The organism is Mycolicibacterium moriokaense (genome assembly GCF_010726085.1).
In the GTDB taxonomy this organism is placed as follows: domain Bacteria; phylum Actinomycetota; class Actinomycetes; order Mycobacteriales; family Mycobacteriaceae; genus Mycobacterium; species Mycobacterium moriokaense.
In genome coordinates, this window is the sequence record NZ_AP022560.1 from 2200117 (window position 1) to 2218395 (window position 18279).

Sequence of the window (18279 nt, forward strand, 5' to 3'; positions counted from 1 at the left end):
GTGCGCCGGGCTATCCGCTAGGCGCCGAGCGATGCGGTTTCGGTCGCCGCCGTTTCCTGTTCGCCGTCGCCCCGCATCAGCGATGCAAGGCGGTCCTGGTTATGTTCGGCCGGCGCGGTCGAGTCGATGAACCGCTCGACGACCTCCACAAATCGATCGGGATGGTCGCGGAATGGCATGTGTCCCGAATCTTCGAAGATGTCCAGTCGTGACTCGGGCATCGCTGCGTGCGCGATTCGGGCGTGGTTCACGGGAATCACCAAATCGTCTTCGCCCCAGACGATTTGCTTCGGGACCGGCGTCATCAGATAGCTGCGATCGAGCATGGTGACGAGTTGTCCCTGGCTGTCCACCACTGAACGCAAGGTGCGAGAGAACGCCGACAATGCCGCAGGGTCCTGCAATCTCGCGAGTAGCCGAAGGCCGTCCGGGAGATCACGGCCGTACTTCGTCGAGCCGAAAAGCGTCTCGGCGGCGCGGCCTACGAATTGCAGAGCAGGCGCGGCACCCGGAAGTCGCAGGGCGGCCAACGCCTCGCTACCCATCGGCAGGGCGGCCATCCGCAGCGCGATGCTCACGTCCTTCGTGATGCCCCCACTGCTCACCAGCACCACGCGTTCGACCATATGCGGGTACTGGTAGGCGAACTGCCCAGCGATACCGCCACCAAGTGAATGACCGACGAGCGTCACACGGTCGATATCCAACGTCGCGAGCAGATCGCGCAAACCGTTCGCGAAAGCGGCCAGCGAGTAGTCCGCGCGCGGCTTATCGGACTCGCCGTGCCCCAGGAGGTCCGGTGCGATGACGGTGAACCGCTGCGCGAGTTTGGCGTGCACGGAGCTCCAGCTCGCGGAGGAGTCGCCGACACCGTGGATCAACAGCAGTGCGGGTCCTGTCCCGGCGATGCGGTAGGCCCGGCGATAGCCGTGAATGGTGCGAAACCGCAGCGACGGGAGAGCGGCACTGCGCACTGGCCGCAGGTCGGCGCGTGAAGCGGGCATGTTTGCTCCCTTTTTGTGAGGCTTTCCGATGCAGGGAGCCTGAAAGGGAGGACTTGGCGATTCCTTGGAACTCGAGGGCTGGAGACCCAGGACCGTCGATGTCAGTGCAGCGATTCCAGGCGGCTGCAGTTGTACTAAATCGCGAATCAGAACCGAACAATGAGCAAACGCACGCGCTACGAAAAACGCCCCGCGAATTTCGCGGGGCGTTAATCGTGAAGCGTTGTGTGCGAGTCAGCTCACCTTCGACTCGTACTCCGGGCAATATGCAGCCGTCGCCGCTCCAATAAGGAAAGCGGCGTCTTCGGCACTCAGATGGGGAGTGAGCGAGGAGACTTCCTGCTCAAAGGTAGCGCCGGCCGCCCAGTCTTGACAGACGCCTTTACCCGCGGCGATCTGGTTGTCTGGGGTCGCACCCGGCCACGTGACGCCCTGCTCTTCCAGCGCGCCGAGGAAGGCGTCATCGGTGCCGTCGGCAGACGCCAGTGGTGCGCAGATCACCGCGGCCGCGGATAAGCCGACCGCGACCGACCCGGCGAGTTTCACGAGATGCTTCATGGTCGTACTTCCTGTAAGGGTTCGTAGGTAACGCGAATCGTTACATAACGAATCGTTACATGACGCCCGGAGGTGCGGGGTCGAAATTCGGCAAATTGTGTTCACGCTCGCACGGGTAATGAATTATCCGCGTACGGAACCGCGTTTGGATTTATCTTAATAATGCGGTGGCCCGACCGCTGTGGTATAGCACGAATGGAAATGAGCTCCGACCCGTATCGAGATTCGAGGCAGGTGGCGAATGATGGCCCCGAAAATGCCGGCGTGGTCTGTGGGTATCGCCGTTGCCGGTGTGTGCGCGTTGGTCGTTGCGGCAGTTACGAATACGACAGCATGGGCAATGCCGTGGTGCACACCCGATTCGTTGACCGTGAACACCGGCCCGTATGGGGCGCCGGGTGATTCGTCGCAGATTCATTTCGACGTCATATTGACGAACATCGCCGAACAGGCGTGCGCTCTGCAGGGTTATCCCGGGGTCGATCTGGTCGGCCCGGACGACCCGATGTGGGGGCCGGTCTACAGCCTGCCGAGACAGAGCGGCGATCCGCAGCCGCTCACGATTGCACCGGGCGCATCGGCCAGTAGCCGCCTCACCTTCCTGCCTGCACCCGACGGCTGGGTGCCTACCTTCATCGTCGTGACCCCGCCGGACGCCACCACTTCACTCGAGGTCCCGTGGATTCCCGGCGGCGTCGGCGTTCTGCGGCAGGACGGTGCGACAAGCCCCGGCACCTACATCGGACCGCTGGAACCGACCGGCTGAATTCAGCTGGCGGTCAAGTGAAGCAGCCCTCCCGGAACAAGATCAGTTCGCGGCCGTAGCGCTTAGTATCCCTTCATGCAGATCGACGTCGACTTCGTACTCCGGGTGACGATCGGTCTGCTCGTCATCACCGCGCCGTTCGATCCGGTGAAACTGTTGTTCTTCAACCAGGTGCTGACCGACCGGCCTCAAAGTCGCGTCGGTGCCGCCCTCAAGGTGACGGTCTACGTCTCGGTCATCCTGGCGGTGGCCGCCTTGGCCGGCAAGGAACTGCTCGAGGCGATGGGCATCAACCTCCACGTATTCGGCGCGGTCGGAGGTCTGGTGATCGCCTCGATGGGATTCGAGATGCTGTACGGCGGCGGCGCGTCGAAGGCCCAGGGTGAGGACGAGCGAAAGGAAGGCCCTGAGGAGGGCGACGGGCTGCTCATGCCGTTGTCGATCCCGCTCATCGCCGGCCCCGGCGCCATCGCGACGACGATCGCCTTCGGCTCGCAGAACACGTCCACGTCGGGGCTCGTCGCGATGGCCATCGCCATCGCGAGCGTCGCGCTGGTGACGTTTCTCTTCTACTGCTACATGGGCGGCCTGCTGGCGCGGCTGAAGCCGGGTGCCGTCGCGATCATGGCCCGCATCGGCGGCTTACTCCTGGCCACGCTGGGATTTCAGATGTTCCTCGGCGGCCTCAAGAACTTTTTTATGTAGGACGTGTTTAGGAACCCGCATCATCGGGTAGGCGGCGCCCAATTGACGATCTTGGTAATTGTCCCGCCCGTAGTAGTACGGTGATTCGGGGGCCTGAAGGGACTGGTCAAAGATGACTGGTAAGTGCCGGACCGTAGGACGTTCTTCTTCAAAGATCACGATTGTGGGTGCCGCCGCTGTAACGGCGTCGGCCCTGACGGTCGCAATGGCTGCCCCCACGCCCCCGGTCACCGCGGATGTGGCGCTCACCGCGGCCACCGGCCCGTACACGCAGTTCGTTACCAACTCGTCGAGGGCGATGGACAGCGGCCTGATACTCGCGGGCACCTACGGAGGTATGGCTGCGGCGTTTTGGAATCCGATCGCAGGTATGTCAGGCGGTTGGCTGCCGACATTCACAGCCCACACCACCCGCAACGATCTGACCACTTACGACGGCCTTGTCAATGCATCGGCCGCCGCGGCCGAAGGGAATGTTGTCCCCGGTATCACCAGGGAAGCGGTCGTCACCGTCGCTGCGACAACCGCCCACACACTTCTCCCCGTCCCGGGCGTAACCGACCAGCTGGAAACGACCGCCGGGACGGTCCTGGTACCGCTCTCGACCGTCTCCGACGCGATCGAAAAACTCCACGCCCTGAACTCGACCCCGGTACTCGGCGGCCCCCTCGTCGGAATCCCGACGGTCGAAGGCGTACTTGATGCTCTCGGTCTGACCGCGACTCAGACGACCTTCGAGACGACCTTCAACTGGCCGCTCTTCCGGGCCGACGGAAAGACGGCGATCGGCAACACGTTCATCCAGTTGCCGGCCCAGACCGCGTCCGTGCTGGTTCCCAGACTCCTGGATCGGCTCACGGTCGGCGGCCTGTCCCTCCCGGATACGCCTCCCGAGGTGCAGAAACTTGTCAAGGACACGTTGGCTCCCTTGGACAAGGTCGTAAACACCCCCTCGGTGACCGCCTGGATACCGGCCGGTTCCGGTTCCTACCACGCGCTGGGCTATTCGCTCGGCTTCCTGGCAGCCGCGCCGATCGTCGTGATAGGACCCGTCGGGGCCTTGGCTCTTCTTCCTGTCGCGGGGGTCCCCAGCGTTCCTCTCCCCGCTCTCCCGGGAGTCCCTCTCCGCGCCACCCCGCCCGTCCCCATCAACCGCGCATCCGAGACGATGGTTGCGGTTCCTCTCGCCGCGTACGGCACAAACCTGCCGTTCGGCATCGCGTCGTTCGGTGCGCTCGCGATGCCGATCGTGGTTAGCCCTGCCGCTGCGCTCGTGGCCCCGCCGGTGCTCGTCACCTATTCGCGCATCAATTCCGGTGCGGCATTCTCGCTCGGACCCAACGGCGTCTACTACAACAGCGGGACCACGCTCGGACTGTTCCTCACGTCCGTCGGCGTCATTCCGGTGTTGTACTCGCTCGGCGCTGTCAGCGCCGGTCCCAACGGAGTGGGATATGTCGGACCGTCGGTATTCGGCCTCAGCGCCGTGCCGCCCGTACAGTTCCGCACCGCACAGCCGTTCCAATCTGTGGCACGCGTTGTTCCTACGCGATTGGCCGTTCCGCGAGTGGCCGTTCCTGTGCCAGTGTCGCCCGCGCAGGTGACGAGTGTCCTTGCGTCCCTTGGACTGCCGCTGCCAGCCCTCGGGCTGCCGCCCGTGGCGTTGCCGGCCGTCGACACCGCGGCAGTCACGTCCATCGTGGACACCGGTGCCCTCACGTCTACCGTGAACCCGGTGCTCGCCACCGCGACGGCGAATCTGCCTCAAATCACCAAAGCGCTTGACGGCGCGTTCGGCCCAGCTGCCGCCGAGATCGCTCGCAATGTGGTCGCGCTGAACGCGGAGCTGGCGAAAGTGGCCAAGACGATTCCGCCTCCAGAGATACCGAACGGGTCCGACCTACCACTCCCGACGCCGTCGGTCCCCGAGGTTGTCGACAACGTTTTGCCGGTGTCGGCGCCGGCCGTTCCGAGTGCGCCGCTGCCCGCCGTGACAGGCCTCGTCGACGACCTCGATGTGCCGAACGTCTCGCAACCACGGAACCGTCCTCGGCTGAATGTCGTTACCGGCACCGGCAACCCAGTGCAGTCCGTGGTGGACAGCACCCGCACCGCGACCGGCAGTTCAGGGTCGACTGCGCCGGGCGGGCTGCGCTCGACGGTCCAGAACGCTCCGAAGAAGGTCACGGACACGGTTAGTGGGACGGTCAAGTCAGTCACCGACAAGGTCAGCGGCGCCGTCAGCGGTGCGGTCGGCAGCCTGAGCAAGATCGGCAAGGGCGGTCTCGGGGGCTGAGCTCAGGACCTAGTCTGGTCAGCCTCCGATTCCGTTGTCGAGTCCGAGGTGTGTTCCGAAATACCAAGGGACTCCGGCCTGTCCCGCGGCGATGACGAGCACCAATGCAATGAATGTGGCAAGCCAGGCGATTGTGCGCACTCGGGTACTGATCGGCGAGAATGCGAGCGCCAGGAACAGTAGGCCGAGACCGGCCTCCGCCCATGCGATCACCGTCAGAGGTGAGTCTGCTGCTTTTTGATAGTCGGTGACGTAGCCATCGGGAAAACCGAACATGGATACGGCCATATACGTCCAGACGGACAGGCTGAAAGCGGCAATCGCACCGATCACGCAGGCGGCGACGACGAAGGCTTTCAGGCGTCCATCGCCGGCAGTTTCGGCGCGCACCAGATCATTATCCGGCGATCGCGGGTGAATCGAGCAGATTACAAAGTTCTGACCGCACAGCACCGCTCGCCGAGGTCGCGTCGGCATGCGGCGGAGATTGTTTCGAGTGCACGCTTGTTGCACGCATCGCCCGAGAAGGGTCGGGAATAAGCGTGCAGTCGGCACCCATCTTATTGCGACGGCGCCGACTGGATCGCGATGTGTCGGTGAAGTCTCGGGTTTTGCGATCGATTTCAGCCGGGTATCGCGGCGCTGTCAGCGACGACCACCGCGAATAGATCCGACAGCGCGGCCAGGCTTGCTGACTGCAAGACGTTCGCAGGCACCGTCTGACCTCCGACACCGGGCAATGCGCGCGTCGCGGTCGCGCTGGCGACAACCGTAGGCGAGTAGCCGAGGTTGAAAGCCCCACGCGCCGTGGAATTCACGCACATGTGCGTCATGAATCCGGCGAGCACGAGGTTGGACGCGTTGGCGGCCTTGAGGATTTCGTCAAGGTCGGTCTCCACGAACGCGTTCGGATAGTTCTTGATGACCACCCGCTCGCCGTCGCGTGGTGCCACTTGTGCCACGATCGCGCCGCTCTCGCCTTCCACGTCATAGAGCGAGCCGGGGCCATCGTCGTGTTGGATGTGAATGACGGGCGTTCCCGCCCTCCGGGCACGATCCAGCAGCACCGCCGCTTCGTCGAGTGCCGCCTGGACGCCCTCGAGTTCCATGACCCCCTGCGTGTAGGTGTTCTGGCAGTCGATCAGGACAAGCGTCGAATCGTCCAGGCTGACCGGGGCCAGCGGAAGGCCCGACATCGCGCGCAGAGTTTGGGGAGCAGTCACGGTTCGCAGCCTACTGTCAGGCAGTCGTGTTCGGTTCAAAGCGCTTGTCTTACTCGCAGGTGGTGCGGGGTGGTCCGGCATCGCCGAATCACCGTTGACAAATGGCGATTCAGAGATTTCTCCGACAGCCGGGACTACGGCGCCGAAAAGGATTGCGTCCGGCACAGCCGCGATGAACAACCGGTCGCTCGATTTTCTGCGCCGTCGAGAAATGGCGCGACGGGCACGGCGAGCGGCTAAGCTTCCGCCCACCGCACCACTTTGCAGGCATGACCTGGAGGTATAACGCCGTGGGGCTCTTCATCGGCATCATTGTCATCGTCGTAATAGTCGTGCTGCTCGTGGTTTTCGTGATCGTTGGTTACAACGGTCTGGTCCGCGCGCGCAACGCGTACAAGAACGCCTTCGCGCAGATCGACGTCCAGTTGCGGCGCCGTTTCGAGCTGATCCCCAACCTGGTCGAAACCGCCAAGACGTATATGGCGCACGAACGCCAGACTCTCGAGGCGGTTGTGGCGGCACGCGGCGCCGCGATGAACGGCCTCGCGGCCGCGCAAGCCAATCCGGGCGACCCGGCCGCGATGCAGCAGTTGGCCGCTGGGCAGCAGGCGTTGGAAGGAGCGCTGAGCAGGCTCAATGTGGTCGTCGAGCAGTATCCCGACTTGAAGGCGAGCCAGACCATGATGCAGCTCTCCGAAGAGCTGACCTCCACGGAGAACAGGGTCGCGTTCGCCCGGCAGGCGTACAACGACTCGGTGATGAACTACAACAACAAGCGGGAGACCTTCCCGGGCACGTTGTATGCGGGCATTTTCAACTTCGCACCCGCGGCGCTTTTGGAGATCCCGCCGGAGCGCCCGGAGATGCGGGACGCCCCGAAGGTTCAGTTCTGACCGACCAACGGTCATGAACTTCTTCGACCGCCAGCGGGCGGCCAGGGGCACCACGCTCAAACTGGTGTTCCTCTTCGCCGCTGCCGTGGTGGCGTTGGTCGCCGCCATCGACGGCGCCGCTGTGGTCGCGATGCTCTACCTCGCTTCGGACCACAATGAGGTCGACGCTTCAGCCATTGTCGCTGTCGTCCTTGTAGTCACCGCGGTCACGCTGTTGGTCATCGCCGGCGGCATGCTCTTCAAGACGCTGTCGCTGCGGCAGGGAGGAGCAGCGGTCGCCGCCGCGGTCGGTGCCGTACCCGTCGACCCGACCACATCCGATCCGCAGCTCCGCAGGCTCGTCAACATCGTCGAGGAGATGGCGCTGGCCTCAGGCGTGCCGGCACCGCGATTGTTCGTCATGCCGCGCGAGCAGGGCATCAACGCGTTCGCAGCGGGATTCACTCCTGCTGACGCGGCGATTGCGGTGACCGCAGGAGCGCTCGCCCAGCTCAACCGCGACGAGTTGCAGGGGGTGATCGGACACGAGTTCAGCCACATCCTCAACGGCGACATGCGGCTGAACATCCGACTCATCGGTCTGCTCGCCGGAATTCTGTTGATCGGCATGATCGGACTGCGGGCGCTGCAGTTCGGCGGTCGCGGCAGCGACAGCAAGGGAGCGCTACCCGTTTTGGCGTTTGCGTTCGCGCTGATGGTCCTCGGGTTCATCGGTGTGTTCTTCGCGAACGTGATCAAGGCTGCGGTGTCGCGACAGCGCGAGTGGCTGGCCGACGCGTCTGCGGTGCAGTTCACCCGGCAGACCGACGGGCTCGAGGGCGCGCTGAAGAAGATCGGTGGCGTTCCGACCGGTTCGCGGCTCAGCGACTCCCGCAGCGCGGCTGAGGTCAGTCACATGCTGTTCGGAGAGGGGGCACGGCGGTCGTTCGCCTCGCTGTTCGCGACGCATCCACCGTTGGTGGACCGCGTGAAGGCGCTCAACCCCAGCTTCGACCCACGTGAGATCGCGGAGCTGCAACAGCGCTATGCGCAGCAGCCGCCCGACGGGCTGGCCGAGGACTTCGCCGCCGGATTTGCGCCCGCCGGAACGGCGGCCGGCCGCGCACTCCCCACCCAGGAGCCGTCGGTCGCCACGTCCGGCAGACAGGTGACCAGCCCCGAACAGGTCGTCGCCCGCGCGGGCACATTCACCCCCGCCGACCTGAGCTACGGCGCCGCCCTGCACGCGCGATTGCCTGACGACGTTCGACTACTGGCAACCCAGCCGACCACCGCCCCGATTGCTGTGATCGCGCTGCTTCTCGCGCCTGCCGCTGAGCCGCTCCGGGTGCGCCAGCTCGAGTCGGTCGCTCAGCGCCTCGGCCCGGCCGCGTCGCGAGAGGCGGCCGCACTCGCCGACCGGACGGCGAAGCTGCCGCACGAGCTTCGACTGCCCTTCGTCGGCATCGCACTCCCGCAATTGGCCGCGCATCCGCGCGACTATCAGGACCGGCTGGTCGCGGTACTGGACGATCTCGCCGTCGCCGACGGCTCGGTGACCATTTTCGAGTACTGCGTCACCCGCCTGGTGTGGAACTACCTGCAGGACGCCGCCGACCCCTCTCGTCGCAGCAAGGTCGGCCACGGCTCGCTGAGGGACGCGCGCCCGGTGGTGACGACCCTCTTGGCGACGCTCGCGGCGGCGAGCGGCGGCGACCAGGACTCGGCAACGCGAGCACTTCATGGTGCGCTGCGACGCCTGTACGGCGATGCGGCGACGGCTCACAATCCGCGTCGCCTCAGCTGGCAAAAGACGCTTGACGACGGCTGGGCCGCATTGGACGCATTGGAACCGAAGGCCAAGCAGGCACTCGTGGAGGCGATGGTGATGTCAGTCCTCGACGACGGCGCCGTGACGGCGGCGGAGGCCGAACTGCTACGAGCAGCTTGCGGATTGATGCACGTTCCGCTGCCTGCATTGCTGGGGTGAAAATGGTGCCCCCGGCAGGATTCGAACCTGCGGCCTTCTGCTCCGGAGGCAGACGCTCTATCCCCTGAGCTACGGGGGCGCATACGGGTGACGCTGCGCCGATGGGCGTGGACAGCCTAACTCATCGACGTGAATGGAAACGGATTCGGGGCCTGACCATGTCAGACCATAGGATGGACCCTCGTGACCCCCGCCGACCTGGCAGAGCTGCTCAAGACCACCGCTACCGCGGTGCTGTCCGAGCATGGCCTCGACACCTCAGCCCTTCCCGCCACGGTCACCGTTGAGCGTCCGCGTAACCCCGACCACGGGGACTACGCCACCAACCTGGCCCTTCAACTGGGCAAGAAGGTCGGAGCGAACCCGCGTGAACTGGCCGGTTGGCTAGCCGACGCGCTCGCGCAGGTCGACGGTATCGCCGAGGCCGACGTCGCAGGCCCGGGGTTCGTCAACCTGCGCATCGATGCCTCCGCCCAGGCGGTGATCGTCAACAATGTCCTCGACGCTGGCGAGAACTACGGGCACTCGGACGTGCTCAAGGGTCAGAACATCAACCTCGAATTCGTCTCCGCCAACCCGACCGGGCCCATCCACATCGGCGGTACCCGCTGGGCGGCCGTCGGCGACGCACTCGGTCGGCTGCTCTCGACGCAGGGCGCCAACGTGGTGCGCGAGTACTACTTCAACGACCACGGCGCCCAGATCGACCGGTTCTCGAACTCGCTGATCGCGGCGGCGAAGGGCGAGCCGACGCCCGACGACGGCTACGCCGGGGACTACATCAAAGACATTGCCGCCCAGGTGCTCGCCAAAGAGCCGGACGTACTGAGCCTGCCCGACGACGAGATGCGGGAGACGTTCCGCTCCATCGGCGTCGACCTGATGTTCGCGCATATCAAGTCATCGCTGCACGAGTTCGGCACCGACTTCGACGTCTACACCCACGAAGACTCGATGCACACCTCGGGCAGGGTCGAGCAGGCGATCGCCAGGCTGCGCGACGCCGGCAAGGTCTACGAAAAGGATGGCGCAGTCTGGTTGCGCACCACCGACTTCGGCGACGACAAAGACCGTGTCGTGATCAAGAGCGACGGCGCGCCCGCATACGTCGCCGCCGATATCGCGTACTACCTCGACAAGCGCGAGCGTGGCTTCGATCTGTGCATCTACATGCTCGGCGCCGACCATCACGGCTACATCGCCCGCCTCAAGGCGATCGCCTCGTCCCTCGGTGAGGACCCCGCCACCGTCGAGGTGCTGATCGGTCAGATGGTGAACCTGGTGCGCGACGGCCAGCCCGTGCGGATGAGCAAGCGTGCCGGCACAGTGATCACGCTCGATGACCTCGTCGAGGCCATCGGTGTCGACGCCGCACGGTACTCGTTGATCCGGTCCTCGGTGGACACCCCGATCGACATCGACCTGGCCTTGTGGTCGTCTGCCTCGAACGAAAACCCGGTCTATTACGTGCAATACGCGCACGCACGGCTGTCCGCGCTCGCCCGCAACGCCGCTGAGTTGGGCATCACCGCCAGCACCGATCACCTCGACCTGCTGACGCACGAGAAGGAGGGCGCGCTGATCCGCAACATCGGCGAGTTCCCCCGCGTGCTGAAAACCGCTGCGGCGCTTCGCGAACCACACCGCGTTTCGCGCTACCTCGAGGATCTCGCGGGCGACTACCATCGCTTCTACGACTCCTGCCGCGTGCTGCCGCAGGGCGACGAAGAGCCGAACAAACTGCACTCCGCACGCCTGGCACTGTGCGAAGCGACGCGCCAGGCGATCGCCAACGGCCTGGGCATCCTCGGCGTCACCGCTCCGGAGCGGATGTGATCGCGCACCCCGCCGGGCCCCGGCACGCCGAAGAGATCCACCACGGTGGTGCGCCACCCCGTCCGCTGTCTGCAGACGAGGTATTGCGGCTCGCGCCAAATGTATGGCCCCGCAGCACCGTTCGCGGTGATGATGGTGTGGTGTCGATCGGGGGAGTGGCGATCACCGACATCGCCGCCGAGTTCGGCACGCCGGTCTTCGTGATCGACGAAGACGACTTCCGCTCGCGCTGCCGCGAGATCGCCGCGGCTTTCGGCGGCGGTGAGTACGTGCGGTACGCGGCGAAGGCGTTCATGTGCACCGAGGTGGCTCGCTGGGTCGCCGACGAGGGTCTGTCGCTGGATGTGGCGACCGGCGGCGAGATGGCGGTCGCACTGCACGCGGGCTTCCCGGCGGAACGGATCGCGTTGCACGGCAACAATAAATCCGTTGAGGAACTGACCGTCGCCGTCAAGGCGGGCATCGAGCACGTGGTGCTGGACTCGATGACGGAGATCGAACGCCTCGACGAGATCGCCGGTGCGGCAGGCGTCGTCCAGGATGTTCTCGTTCGCGTCACCGTCGGGGTCGAGGCGCACACGCACGAATTCATCTCGACCGCACACGAAGACCAGAAGTTCGGCCTCTCGCTCGCCAGCGGAGCCGCGATGGCCGCGGTGCGCCGCGTGTTCGCCACCGATCATCTGCGCCTGGTCGGCCTGCACAGCCACATCGGATCGCAGATCTTCGACGTCGCAGGCTTCGAGATCGCCGCGCACCGGGTGATCGGCCTGCTGCGCGACGTCGTCGCCGAATTCGGCGTGGAGAAGACGTCGCAGATGTCCATCGTCGACCTCGGCGGCGGACTCGGCATCTCCTATCTGCCACAGGATGATCCGCCGCCGGTGCAGGATCTCGCCGCCAAGCTCAGCGCGATCGTCCGCGACGAGTCGGCGGCGGTCGGACTGCCCGCACCGAAGCTCGTGGTCGAGCCGGGCCGTGCGATCGCCGGGCCCGGCACCATCACGCTGTATGAGGTCGGTACCGTCAAAGACGTTGCGGTGAGCCCGACCGCGCATCGGCGCTACGTCAGCGTCGATGGCGGGATGAGCGACAACATCCGCACATCGCTGTACGGCGCGGAGTACGACGTCCGCCTCGTCTCGCGGGCCAGCGAGGGTTCCTCGACGCTGGGACGTATCGTCGGAAAGCACTGCGAAAGCGGCGATATCGTGGTGCGTGACACCTGGGTCCCCGACGACATCAAGCCCGGCGACCTGCTGGGGGTCGCAGCGACGGGCGCCTATTGCTATTCCATGTCGAGCCGTTACAACCTCGTCGGCCGTCCCGCCGTGGTGGCCGTGCGCGACGGGCAGGCCCGCCTGATCCTGCGCCGGGAGACGGTCGACGATCTACTCAGTCTGGAAGTGAGGTAGCCATGAGCACCGACGAGAAGCCAATCGGCGTAGCGGTCCTGGGCTTCGGGAACGTGGGCAGCCAGGTGGTCCGCATCATCGAGGAGAGCGCGGAGGACCTGGCGGCGCGGATCGGCGCGCCTCTGGTGCTGCGTGGCATCGGGGTGCGCCGCGTGGCCGACGACCGTGGCGTGCCCGTCGACATGTTGACCGACAACATCGACGAGCTCGTGTCGCGTGACGACGTCGACATCGTTGTCGAGCTGATGGGGCCGGTCGAACCTGCGCGCAAGGCGATTCTGTCCGCGCTGGAGCAGGGCAAGTCGGTCGTCACCGCCAACAAGGCACTGATGGCCGTCTCCACCGGGGAATTGGCGCAGGCCGCCGAACACGCCCACGTCGACCTGTATTTCGAGGCGGCCGTGGCCGGCGCGATCCCGGTCATCCGACCGCTGACCCAGTCGCTTGCCGGTGACACCGTGATCAGGGTCGCGGGCATCGTCAACGGAACGACGAACTACATCCTCTCCGAAATGGACAGCACGGGCGCTGATTACGCCTCGGCGCTGGCCGACGCGAGCGCGCTGGGTTACGCCGAAGCCGACCCGACCGCCGACGTCGAGGGATACGACGCGGCGGCCAAGGCCGCCATCCTCGCCTCGATCGCCTTCCACACCCGGGTGACCGCGGACGACGTGTACCGCGAAGGCATTACGAAGGTCACCTCGGCGGATTTCGCCTCCGCACGCGCACTCGGCTGCACCATCAAGCTGCTGGCGATCTGCGAACGGATCACGACTGACGAAGGGCTGGAACGAGTTTCGGCTCGCGTTTATCCCGCGCTGGTCCCTCTCGGCCATCCGCTCGCATCGGTCAACGGTGCGTTCAACGCCGTCGTCGTCGAGGCCGAGGCCGCGGGACGGCTGATGTTCTACGGCCAGGGCGCAGGCGGCGCACCGACCGCCTCCGCAGTCATGGGCGACCTGGTGATGGCCGCACGCAACCGGGTGCAGGGTGGACGCGGACCGCGCGAGTCCAAGTACGCCAAGCTGCCGGTCGCGCCCATCGGGTTCATCCCTACTCGGTACTACGTGAGCATGAACGTCGCCGACCGGCCGGGCGTGTTGTCCTCAGTGGCAGCCGAATTCGGCAAGCGCGAGGTGAGCATCGCCGAGGTGCGTCAGGAAGGCATGGTGGACGAGGGCGGCCAGCGGTGCGGAGCACGCATCGTGGTCGTCACACACCAGGCCACCGACGCCGCACTCTCCGAGACCGTTGAGGCGCTGGCGGATCTCGACGTCGTCGAGGGCATCAACAGCGTGCTTCGCCTGGAAGGAACCACCGAATGAGCGCCCCTTCTAAGGCGATTCATCAACCCTGGCCCGGGCTGATCGCCGCCTATCGCGATCGGCTTCCGGTCGAGGACGACTGGACCCCGATCACGCTGCGCGAGGGCGGCACCCCGCTGGTACCCGCACCGCGGCTGTCCGAATACACCGGCTGCACTGTGCATCTGAAGGTCGAAGGTCTCAACCCGACGGGTTCGTTCAAGGACCGGGGTATGACGATGGCCGTGACCGAGGCCGTCGCCCGCGGCCAGCAGGCTGTACTTTGCGCGTCCACCGGCAACACCTCAGCGTCGGCGGCCGCCTACGCGGCCCGGGCGGGTATCACCTGCGCGGTGCTCATACCGCAGGGCAAGATCGCGATGGGCAAGCTGGCCCAGGCCGTCATGCACGGTGCGCAGATCATCCAGATCGACGGCAACTTCGACGACTGCCTGGAACTGGCACGAAAACTCACCGCCGACTACTCGACGGTGTCGCTCGTCAACTCGGTCAACCCGTTCCGCATCGAGGGGCAGAAGACCGCCGCTTTCGAGATCGTCGACGCCCTCGGTACCGCTCCCGACGTGCATTCGCTGCCGGTGGGGAACGCGGGCAACATCACGGCCTATTGGAAGGGCTACAAGGAGTACCACCGGGACGGACTGTCGGACCGGTTGCCGCGCATGCTCGGCACCCAGGCCGCGGGTGCCGCGCCGCTCGTGCTCGGTGAACCGGTGACCGAACCCGAGACGATCGCGACGGCGATCCGGATCGGCTCGCCGGCGTCGTGGACCACCGCCGTCGAGGCGCAACAACAGTCGGACGGCCGCTTCATCGCCGCGACCGACGAGGAGATCCTCGCCGCGTATCACCTGGTGGCCCGCACCGAGGGCGTCTTCGTCGAGCCCGCCTCGGCGGCCAGCATCGCCGGACTGCTCAAGTCGATCGAGGACGGCTGGATTGCCAAGGGATCGACCGTGGTGTGCACGGTGACGGGCAACGGACTCAAGGACCCCGATACGGCGCTGAAGGGGATGCCGACGGTCACGCCGCTGCCCGTCGACCCGTCCGCTGTGGCCGAAAAGCTGGGCCTGGTCTAGCGGGTGGGCTTGTGACACAGACTCTGCCGGTCGGGTTGACGGCCCGTGCCGTCGTAGCGGCGTCCAGCGCCAACCTCGGTCCGGGATTCGACAGCCTCGGCCTCGCGCTGAGTCTGTACGACGAAATCGTTGTGGAGACCATCGAATCCGGCCTCGTTGTTGAGGTGGAGGGCGAAGGTGCCGGCCAGGTTCCGCTGGACTCGACTCATCTGGTCGTCCGCGCGATCGAGCACGGCCTGCTGACCGCAGGTGTCCAGGTCCCCGGCCTGAAAGTGCACTGCTGCAACGACATTCCGCACTCGCGCGGCCTGGGGTCATCGGCTGCGGCGGTCGTCGGAGGCCTGGCGATTGTCAACGGCCTTGTGACGCAGGTGGGTTCGAAACCGCGCACCGACGCCGAACTGATCCAGCTGGCAAGCGAGTTCGAAGGCCATCCCGACAACGCGTCGGCCGCCGTCCTCGGTGGCGCAGTGGTGTCGTGGACCGAACACGAAGGGGTCCTGCCGCGCTATTCGGCGGTGCCCATCCGGCTGCATCCCGACATCCACCTGTTCCCCGGCATCCCGCAGGAGCGCTCGTCGACCGCCGAGACGCGCGTGCTGCTGCCGGAGGAGGTCAGTCACACCGATGCCCGGTTCAACCTGAGTCGGGCCGCATTGCTCGTGGTGGCGCTGACCCAGCGGCCTGACCTGCTGATGGAGGCCACCGAGGACGTCCTGCACCAGCCGCAGCGGGCCGCCGCGATGCCCCGCTCCGCGGAATATCTGCAGCTCCTTCGGCGTTGTGGGGTGGCAGCGGTGCTATCCGGTGCCGGACCTGCGGTCATCGCGTTGAGTCCGCAAGCGGAGTTGCCTGCAGCAGCCTTGGAGTACGGCACCGCGCACGGGTTCACCGTCAGCGAGATGGCGGTCGGCGAGGGCGTCCGGTGGACGTCGGGTGTGACCGCTCGCAGTTGACCTGAGCTGGGAAGCATCAGCAACAGGAGTCACATGCGAACCAGCGGGATTCTTGCTTCCAGCACGGAAGCGGGTTATTCTCGCTCTCGTCCAGCAATTGCAGCGTCTCTGCCTGCGCCGACACTAGGACGACCACTCTTCTTTCAAGTGCTCATCTCGTGGACTGACGGTTCGCCGTACCCCGGCGAATCCCGGCGATCACTGTTGCAGAGGCAATGGTGGGACCCCCGCGCTCAGCGGATCAGCTGAACGCAACGAACCCCCGCATGACTCGATCAGCGAGGGAAAGAAAGGACATCCGTGACCGAAACGGACCTGATCACGGCTGGCGGTAGCAGCAGCGAAACCGAACAGCTGCAGAACCCCGTGAATTCAGACATCTCAACTCAGGCGGCTCAAGAGCCGTCGAACAGCACGCCTACTGCGGAAACCGCCCCGACGGCCAGCCCAGAAAAGGACGTCGCGTCCGGCGATCGTGCGGCCTCCCTTACGACCATGGTGCTGCCCGAACTGCGGGCGCTCGCCAAACAGATCGGCGTCGAGGGTGCCTCCGGAATGCGCAAGAGCGAACTGGTTGCCGCCATCCGTGCGCACCGCGGCGAGGCCAACGGCGCGTCCACAAAGGCGCCCGCAGACACCCGCCAGGCCGATGCTGCTCCTGAGGCCCCGGCTTCTGAAACGACCGCAACCGGCTCCGACGACCGGACCTCCGGTGAGCAATCCGACCAGCAGCGTCCACGCCGCGAGCGTCGCGGCGCCTCCCGTGAGCCCGGCGCCCCCGGCGGTTCCGATCAGGGCGGTGGCGGTCAGGACAGCAAGTCCGACGCCGAGGGCGATCAGAACGCCAAGCAGCGCACGAAGTCCGAGGGCGACAAGGCCGACGGCGACGACCAGCAGGGCGGTCAGCAGAACCGCAACAACCAGGGCAGCGACGACGACGGCGAGGGCCGTCAGGGTCGTCGCGGTCGCCGATTCCGGGATCGCAGGCGCCGCGAGCGCGGCGGCGAGGGCGGCGGAGATCGCGATACCGAGTTGCGCGAGGACGATGTCGTGCAGCCCGTCGCGGGCATCCTCGACGTACTCGACAACTACGCGTTCGTTCGCACGTCGGGTTACCTGGCCGGCCCCAACGACGTCTACGTGTCCATGAACATGGTCCGCAAGAACGGCCTGCGCCGCGGTGACGCGGTCACCGGCGCGGTCCGGGTGCCGAAGGACGGCGAGGGCGGCGGTCAGAATCCGCGGCAGAAGTTCAACCCGCTGGTCCGACTGGACACCGTCAACGGCGGACCCGTCGAAGACGCGAAGAATCGCCCCGAGTTCACCAAGCTGACCCCGCTGTACCCGAACCAGCGGCTGCGCCTGGAGACCACTCCGGAGAAGCTGACGACCCGTGTGATCGACCTGATCATGCCGATCGGCAAGGGTCAGCGCGCCCTGATCGTGTCGCCGCCGAAGGCGGGCAAGACGACGATCATGCAGGACATCGCCAACGCGATCACCAAGAACAATCCGGAATGCCATCTGATGGTCGTGCTCGTCGACGAGCGTCCGGAAGAGGTGACGGACATGCAGCGCTCGGTCAAGGGTGAGGTCATCGCCTCCACTTTCGACCGCCCGCCGTCAGACCACACGCAGGCCGCTGAGCTCGCGATCGAGCGTGCCAAGCGGCTCGTCGAGCAGGGTAAGGACGTCGTCGTGCTGCTCGACTCGATCACCCGCCTCGGCCGCGCCTACAACAACGCGTCCCCGGCGTCGGGCCGAATCCTGTCCGGTGGTGTCGACTCGACCGCGCTGTATCCGCCCAAGCGGTTCCTCGGCGCGGCCCGCAACATCGAAGAGGGCGGCTCGCTGACGATCATCGCCACCGCGATGGTGGAGACCGGCTCGACCGGTGACACGGTGATCTTCGAGGAGTTCAAGGGCACCGGTAACGCCGAGCTCAAGCTCGACCGCAAGATCGCCGAGCGTCGCGTCTTCCCGGCCGTCGACGTCAACCCATCCGGCACCCGTAAAGATGAGCTGCTGCTCTCGCCGGACGAGTTCGCGATCGTTCACAAGCTGCGTCGCGTGCTGAGCGGACTGGACCCCCACCAGGCCATCGACCTGCTGATGAGCCAGCTGCGCAAGACCAAGAACAACTACGAGTTCCTGGTACAGGTCTCCAAGACCGCGCCCGGCAACATGGACGTCGACTGACGCTCCCCAGCGATTTGTGTGCGCTGCGTTGCGCTCAGCGCTCCTAAACGCA

General features: G+C 65.7%; 15 protein-coding genes and 1 tRNA gene. 11 read left to right on the top strand and 5 right to left on the bottom strand.

From position 1 onward, the window contains the following. Nucleotides 1-17: 17 nt before the first annotated feature. On the bottom strand, nucleotides 18-1004 hold the full coding sequence (locus G6N43_RS10800) for an alpha/beta fold hydrolase (RefSeq protein ID WP_083157176.1): 987 nt from the start codon (nucleotides 1002-1004) through the stop codon (nucleotides 18-20). A gap of 234 nt (nucleotides 1005-1238) precedes the next feature. Beyond that, nucleotides 1239-1562 (bottom strand): DUF732 domain-containing protein, encoded by a 324-nt coding sequence (locus tag G6N43_RS10805; protein WP_083157175.1) that lies wholly within the window; start codon nucleotides 1560-1562, stop codon nucleotides 1239-1241. A 244-nt stretch (nucleotides 1563-1806) separates the two neighbouring features. Here G6N43_RS10805 and G6N43_RS10810 point away from each other — a divergent pair, with 244 nt between their 5' ends. The 3 genes from G6N43_RS10810 (at nucleotide 1807) to G6N43_RS10820 (ending at nucleotide 5329) form a co-directional block, all read left to right on the top strand. Further along, a complete protein-coding gene (locus tag G6N43_RS10810; protein WP_083157190.1) occupies nucleotides 1807-2328 on the top strand; it encodes a DUF4232 domain-containing protein in 522 nt (173 codons plus the stop codon). Between the two features lie 75 nt (nucleotides 2329-2403). Continuing rightward, entirely contained in the window at nucleotides 2404-3033 is a 630-nt protein-coding gene (locus G6N43_RS10815) for a MarC family protein (RefSeq protein ID WP_083157174.1), read from the top strand. 205 nt (nucleotides 3034-3238) lie between these two features. Beyond that, nucleotides 3239-5329, top strand: coding sequence for a hypothetical protein (locus G6N43_RS10820; RefSeq protein ID WP_083157173.1), 2091 nt, complete (start codon nucleotides 3239-3241; stop codon nucleotides 5327-5329). Between the two features lie 18 nt (nucleotides 5330-5347). Here the strand turns inward: G6N43_RS10820 and G6N43_RS10825 are convergent, their stop codons facing one another. Beyond that, on the bottom strand, nucleotides 5348-5719 hold the full coding sequence (locus G6N43_RS10825) for a hypothetical protein (protein WP_234810298.1): 372 nt from the start codon (nucleotides 5717-5719) through the stop codon (nucleotides 5348-5350). 233 nt (nucleotides 5720-5952) lie between these two features. Then, nucleotides 5953-6525, bottom strand: coding sequence for a cysteine hydrolase family protein (locus G6N43_RS10830; RefSeq protein WP_275990162.1), 573 nt, complete (start codon nucleotides 6523-6525; stop codon nucleotides 5953-5955). A gap of 296 nt (nucleotides 6526-6821) precedes the next feature. On the opposite strand from G6N43_RS10830, the gene G6N43_RS10835 reads away from it, so the two are divergent. Both G6N43_RS10835 and G6N43_RS10840 read left to right on the top strand, forming a co-directional pair. Further along, nucleotides 6822-7445, top strand: coding sequence for a LemA family protein (locus tag G6N43_RS10835; protein ID WP_179967993.1), 624 nt, complete (start codon nucleotides 6822-6824; stop codon nucleotides 7443-7445). A 13-nt stretch (nucleotides 7446-7458) separates the two neighbouring features. Then, the gene (locus tag G6N43_RS10840; protein ID WP_083157170.1) at nucleotides 7459-9414 is read left to right on the top strand and encodes a M48 family metallopeptidase; all 1956 of its coding nucleotides are present in this window, start codon (nucleotides 7459-7461) and stop codon (nucleotides 9412-9414) included. A 3-nt stretch (nucleotides 9415-9417) separates the two neighbouring features. Here G6N43_RS10840 and G6N43_RS10845 read toward each other — a convergent pair. Then, nucleotides 9418-9493: transfer RNA gene (locus G6N43_RS10845), tRNA-Arg, on the bottom strand. A 104-nt stretch (nucleotides 9494-9597) separates the two neighbouring features. Here G6N43_RS10845 and argS point away from each other — a divergent pair. The 6 genes from argS to rho all read left to right on the top strand — a co-directional run bounded on the left by argS (nucleotide 9598) and on the right by rho (nucleotide 18227). Then, on the top strand, nucleotides 9598-11250 hold the full coding sequence (gene argS, locus G6N43_RS10850; RefSeq protein ID WP_083157169.1) for an arginine--tRNA ligase: 1653 nt from the start codon (nucleotides 9598-9600) through the stop codon (nucleotides 11248-11250). Next, nucleotides 11247-12665 (top strand): diaminopimelate decarboxylase, encoded by a 1419-nt coding sequence (gene lysA, locus G6N43_RS10855; protein WP_083157168.1) that lies wholly within the window; start codon nucleotides 11247-11249, stop codon nucleotides 12663-12665. Before argS ends, lysA begins: the two co-directional genes overlap by 4 nt. Nucleotides 12666-12667: 2 nt before the next feature. After that, nucleotides 12668-13993, top strand: coding sequence for a homoserine dehydrogenase (locus G6N43_RS10860; protein ID WP_083157167.1), 1326 nt, complete (start codon nucleotides 12668-12670; stop codon nucleotides 13991-13993). Next, entirely contained in the window at nucleotides 13990-15072 is a 1083-nt protein-coding gene (gene thrC / locus G6N43_RS10865) for a threonine synthase (protein WP_083157166.1), read from the top strand. Before G6N43_RS10860 ends, thrC begins: the two co-directional genes overlap by 4 nt. Nucleotides 15073-15083: 11 nt before the next feature. Continuing rightward, a complete protein-coding gene (gene thrB / locus G6N43_RS10870) occupies nucleotides 15084-16028 on the top strand; it encodes a homoserine kinase (protein ID WP_083157165.1) in 945 nt (314 codons plus the stop codon). Nucleotides 16029-16328: 300 nt separating this feature from the next. Then, the gene (rho, locus tag G6N43_RS10875) at nucleotides 16329-18227 is read left to right on the top strand and encodes a transcription termination factor Rho (protein WP_083157164.1); all 1899 of its coding nucleotides are present in this window, start codon (nucleotides 16329-16331) and stop codon (nucleotides 18225-18227) included. The last annotated feature ends 52 nt before the right edge of the window (nucleotides 18228-18279 follow it).

Coding starts and splice junctions, on each gene's coding strand:
- G6N43_RS10800 (WP_083157176.1), bottom strand. CDS start 1,004: ATGCCCGCTTCACGCGCCGACCTGCGGCCAGTGCGCAGTGCCGCTCTC.
- G6N43_RS10805 (WP_083157175.1), bottom strand. CDS start 1,562: ATGAAGCATCTCGTGAAACTCGCCGGGTCGGTCGCGGTCGGCTTATCC.
- G6N43_RS10810 (WP_083157190.1), top strand. CDS start 1,807: ATGGCCCCGAAAATGCCGGCGTGGTCTGTGGGTATCGCCGTTGCCGGT.
- G6N43_RS10815 (WP_083157174.1), top strand. CDS start 2,404: ATGCAGATCGACGTCGACTTCGTACTCCGGGTGACGATCGGTCTGCTC.
- G6N43_RS10820 (WP_083157173.1), top strand. CDS start 3,239: ATGGCTGCCCCCACGCCCCCGGTCACCGCGGATGTGGCGCTCACCGCG.
- G6N43_RS10830 (WP_275990162.1), bottom strand. CDS start 6,525: ATGTCGGGCCTTCCGCTGGCCCCGGTCAGCCTGGACGATTCGACGCTT.
- G6N43_RS10835 (WP_179967993.1), top strand. CDS start 6,822: ATGACCTGGAGGTATAACGCCGTGGGGCTCTTCATCGGCATCATTGTC.
- G6N43_RS10840 (WP_083157170.1), top strand. CDS start 7,459: ATGAACTTCTTCGACCGCCAGCGGGCGGCCAGGGGCACCACGCTCAAA.
- G6N43_RS10860 (WP_083157167.1), top strand. CDS start 12,668: ATGAGCACCGACGAGAAGCCAATCGGCGTAGCGGTCCTGGGCTTCGGG.
- thrC (WP_083157166.1), top strand. CDS start 13,990: ATGAGCGCCCCTTCTAAGGCGATTCATCAACCCTGGCCCGGGCTGATC.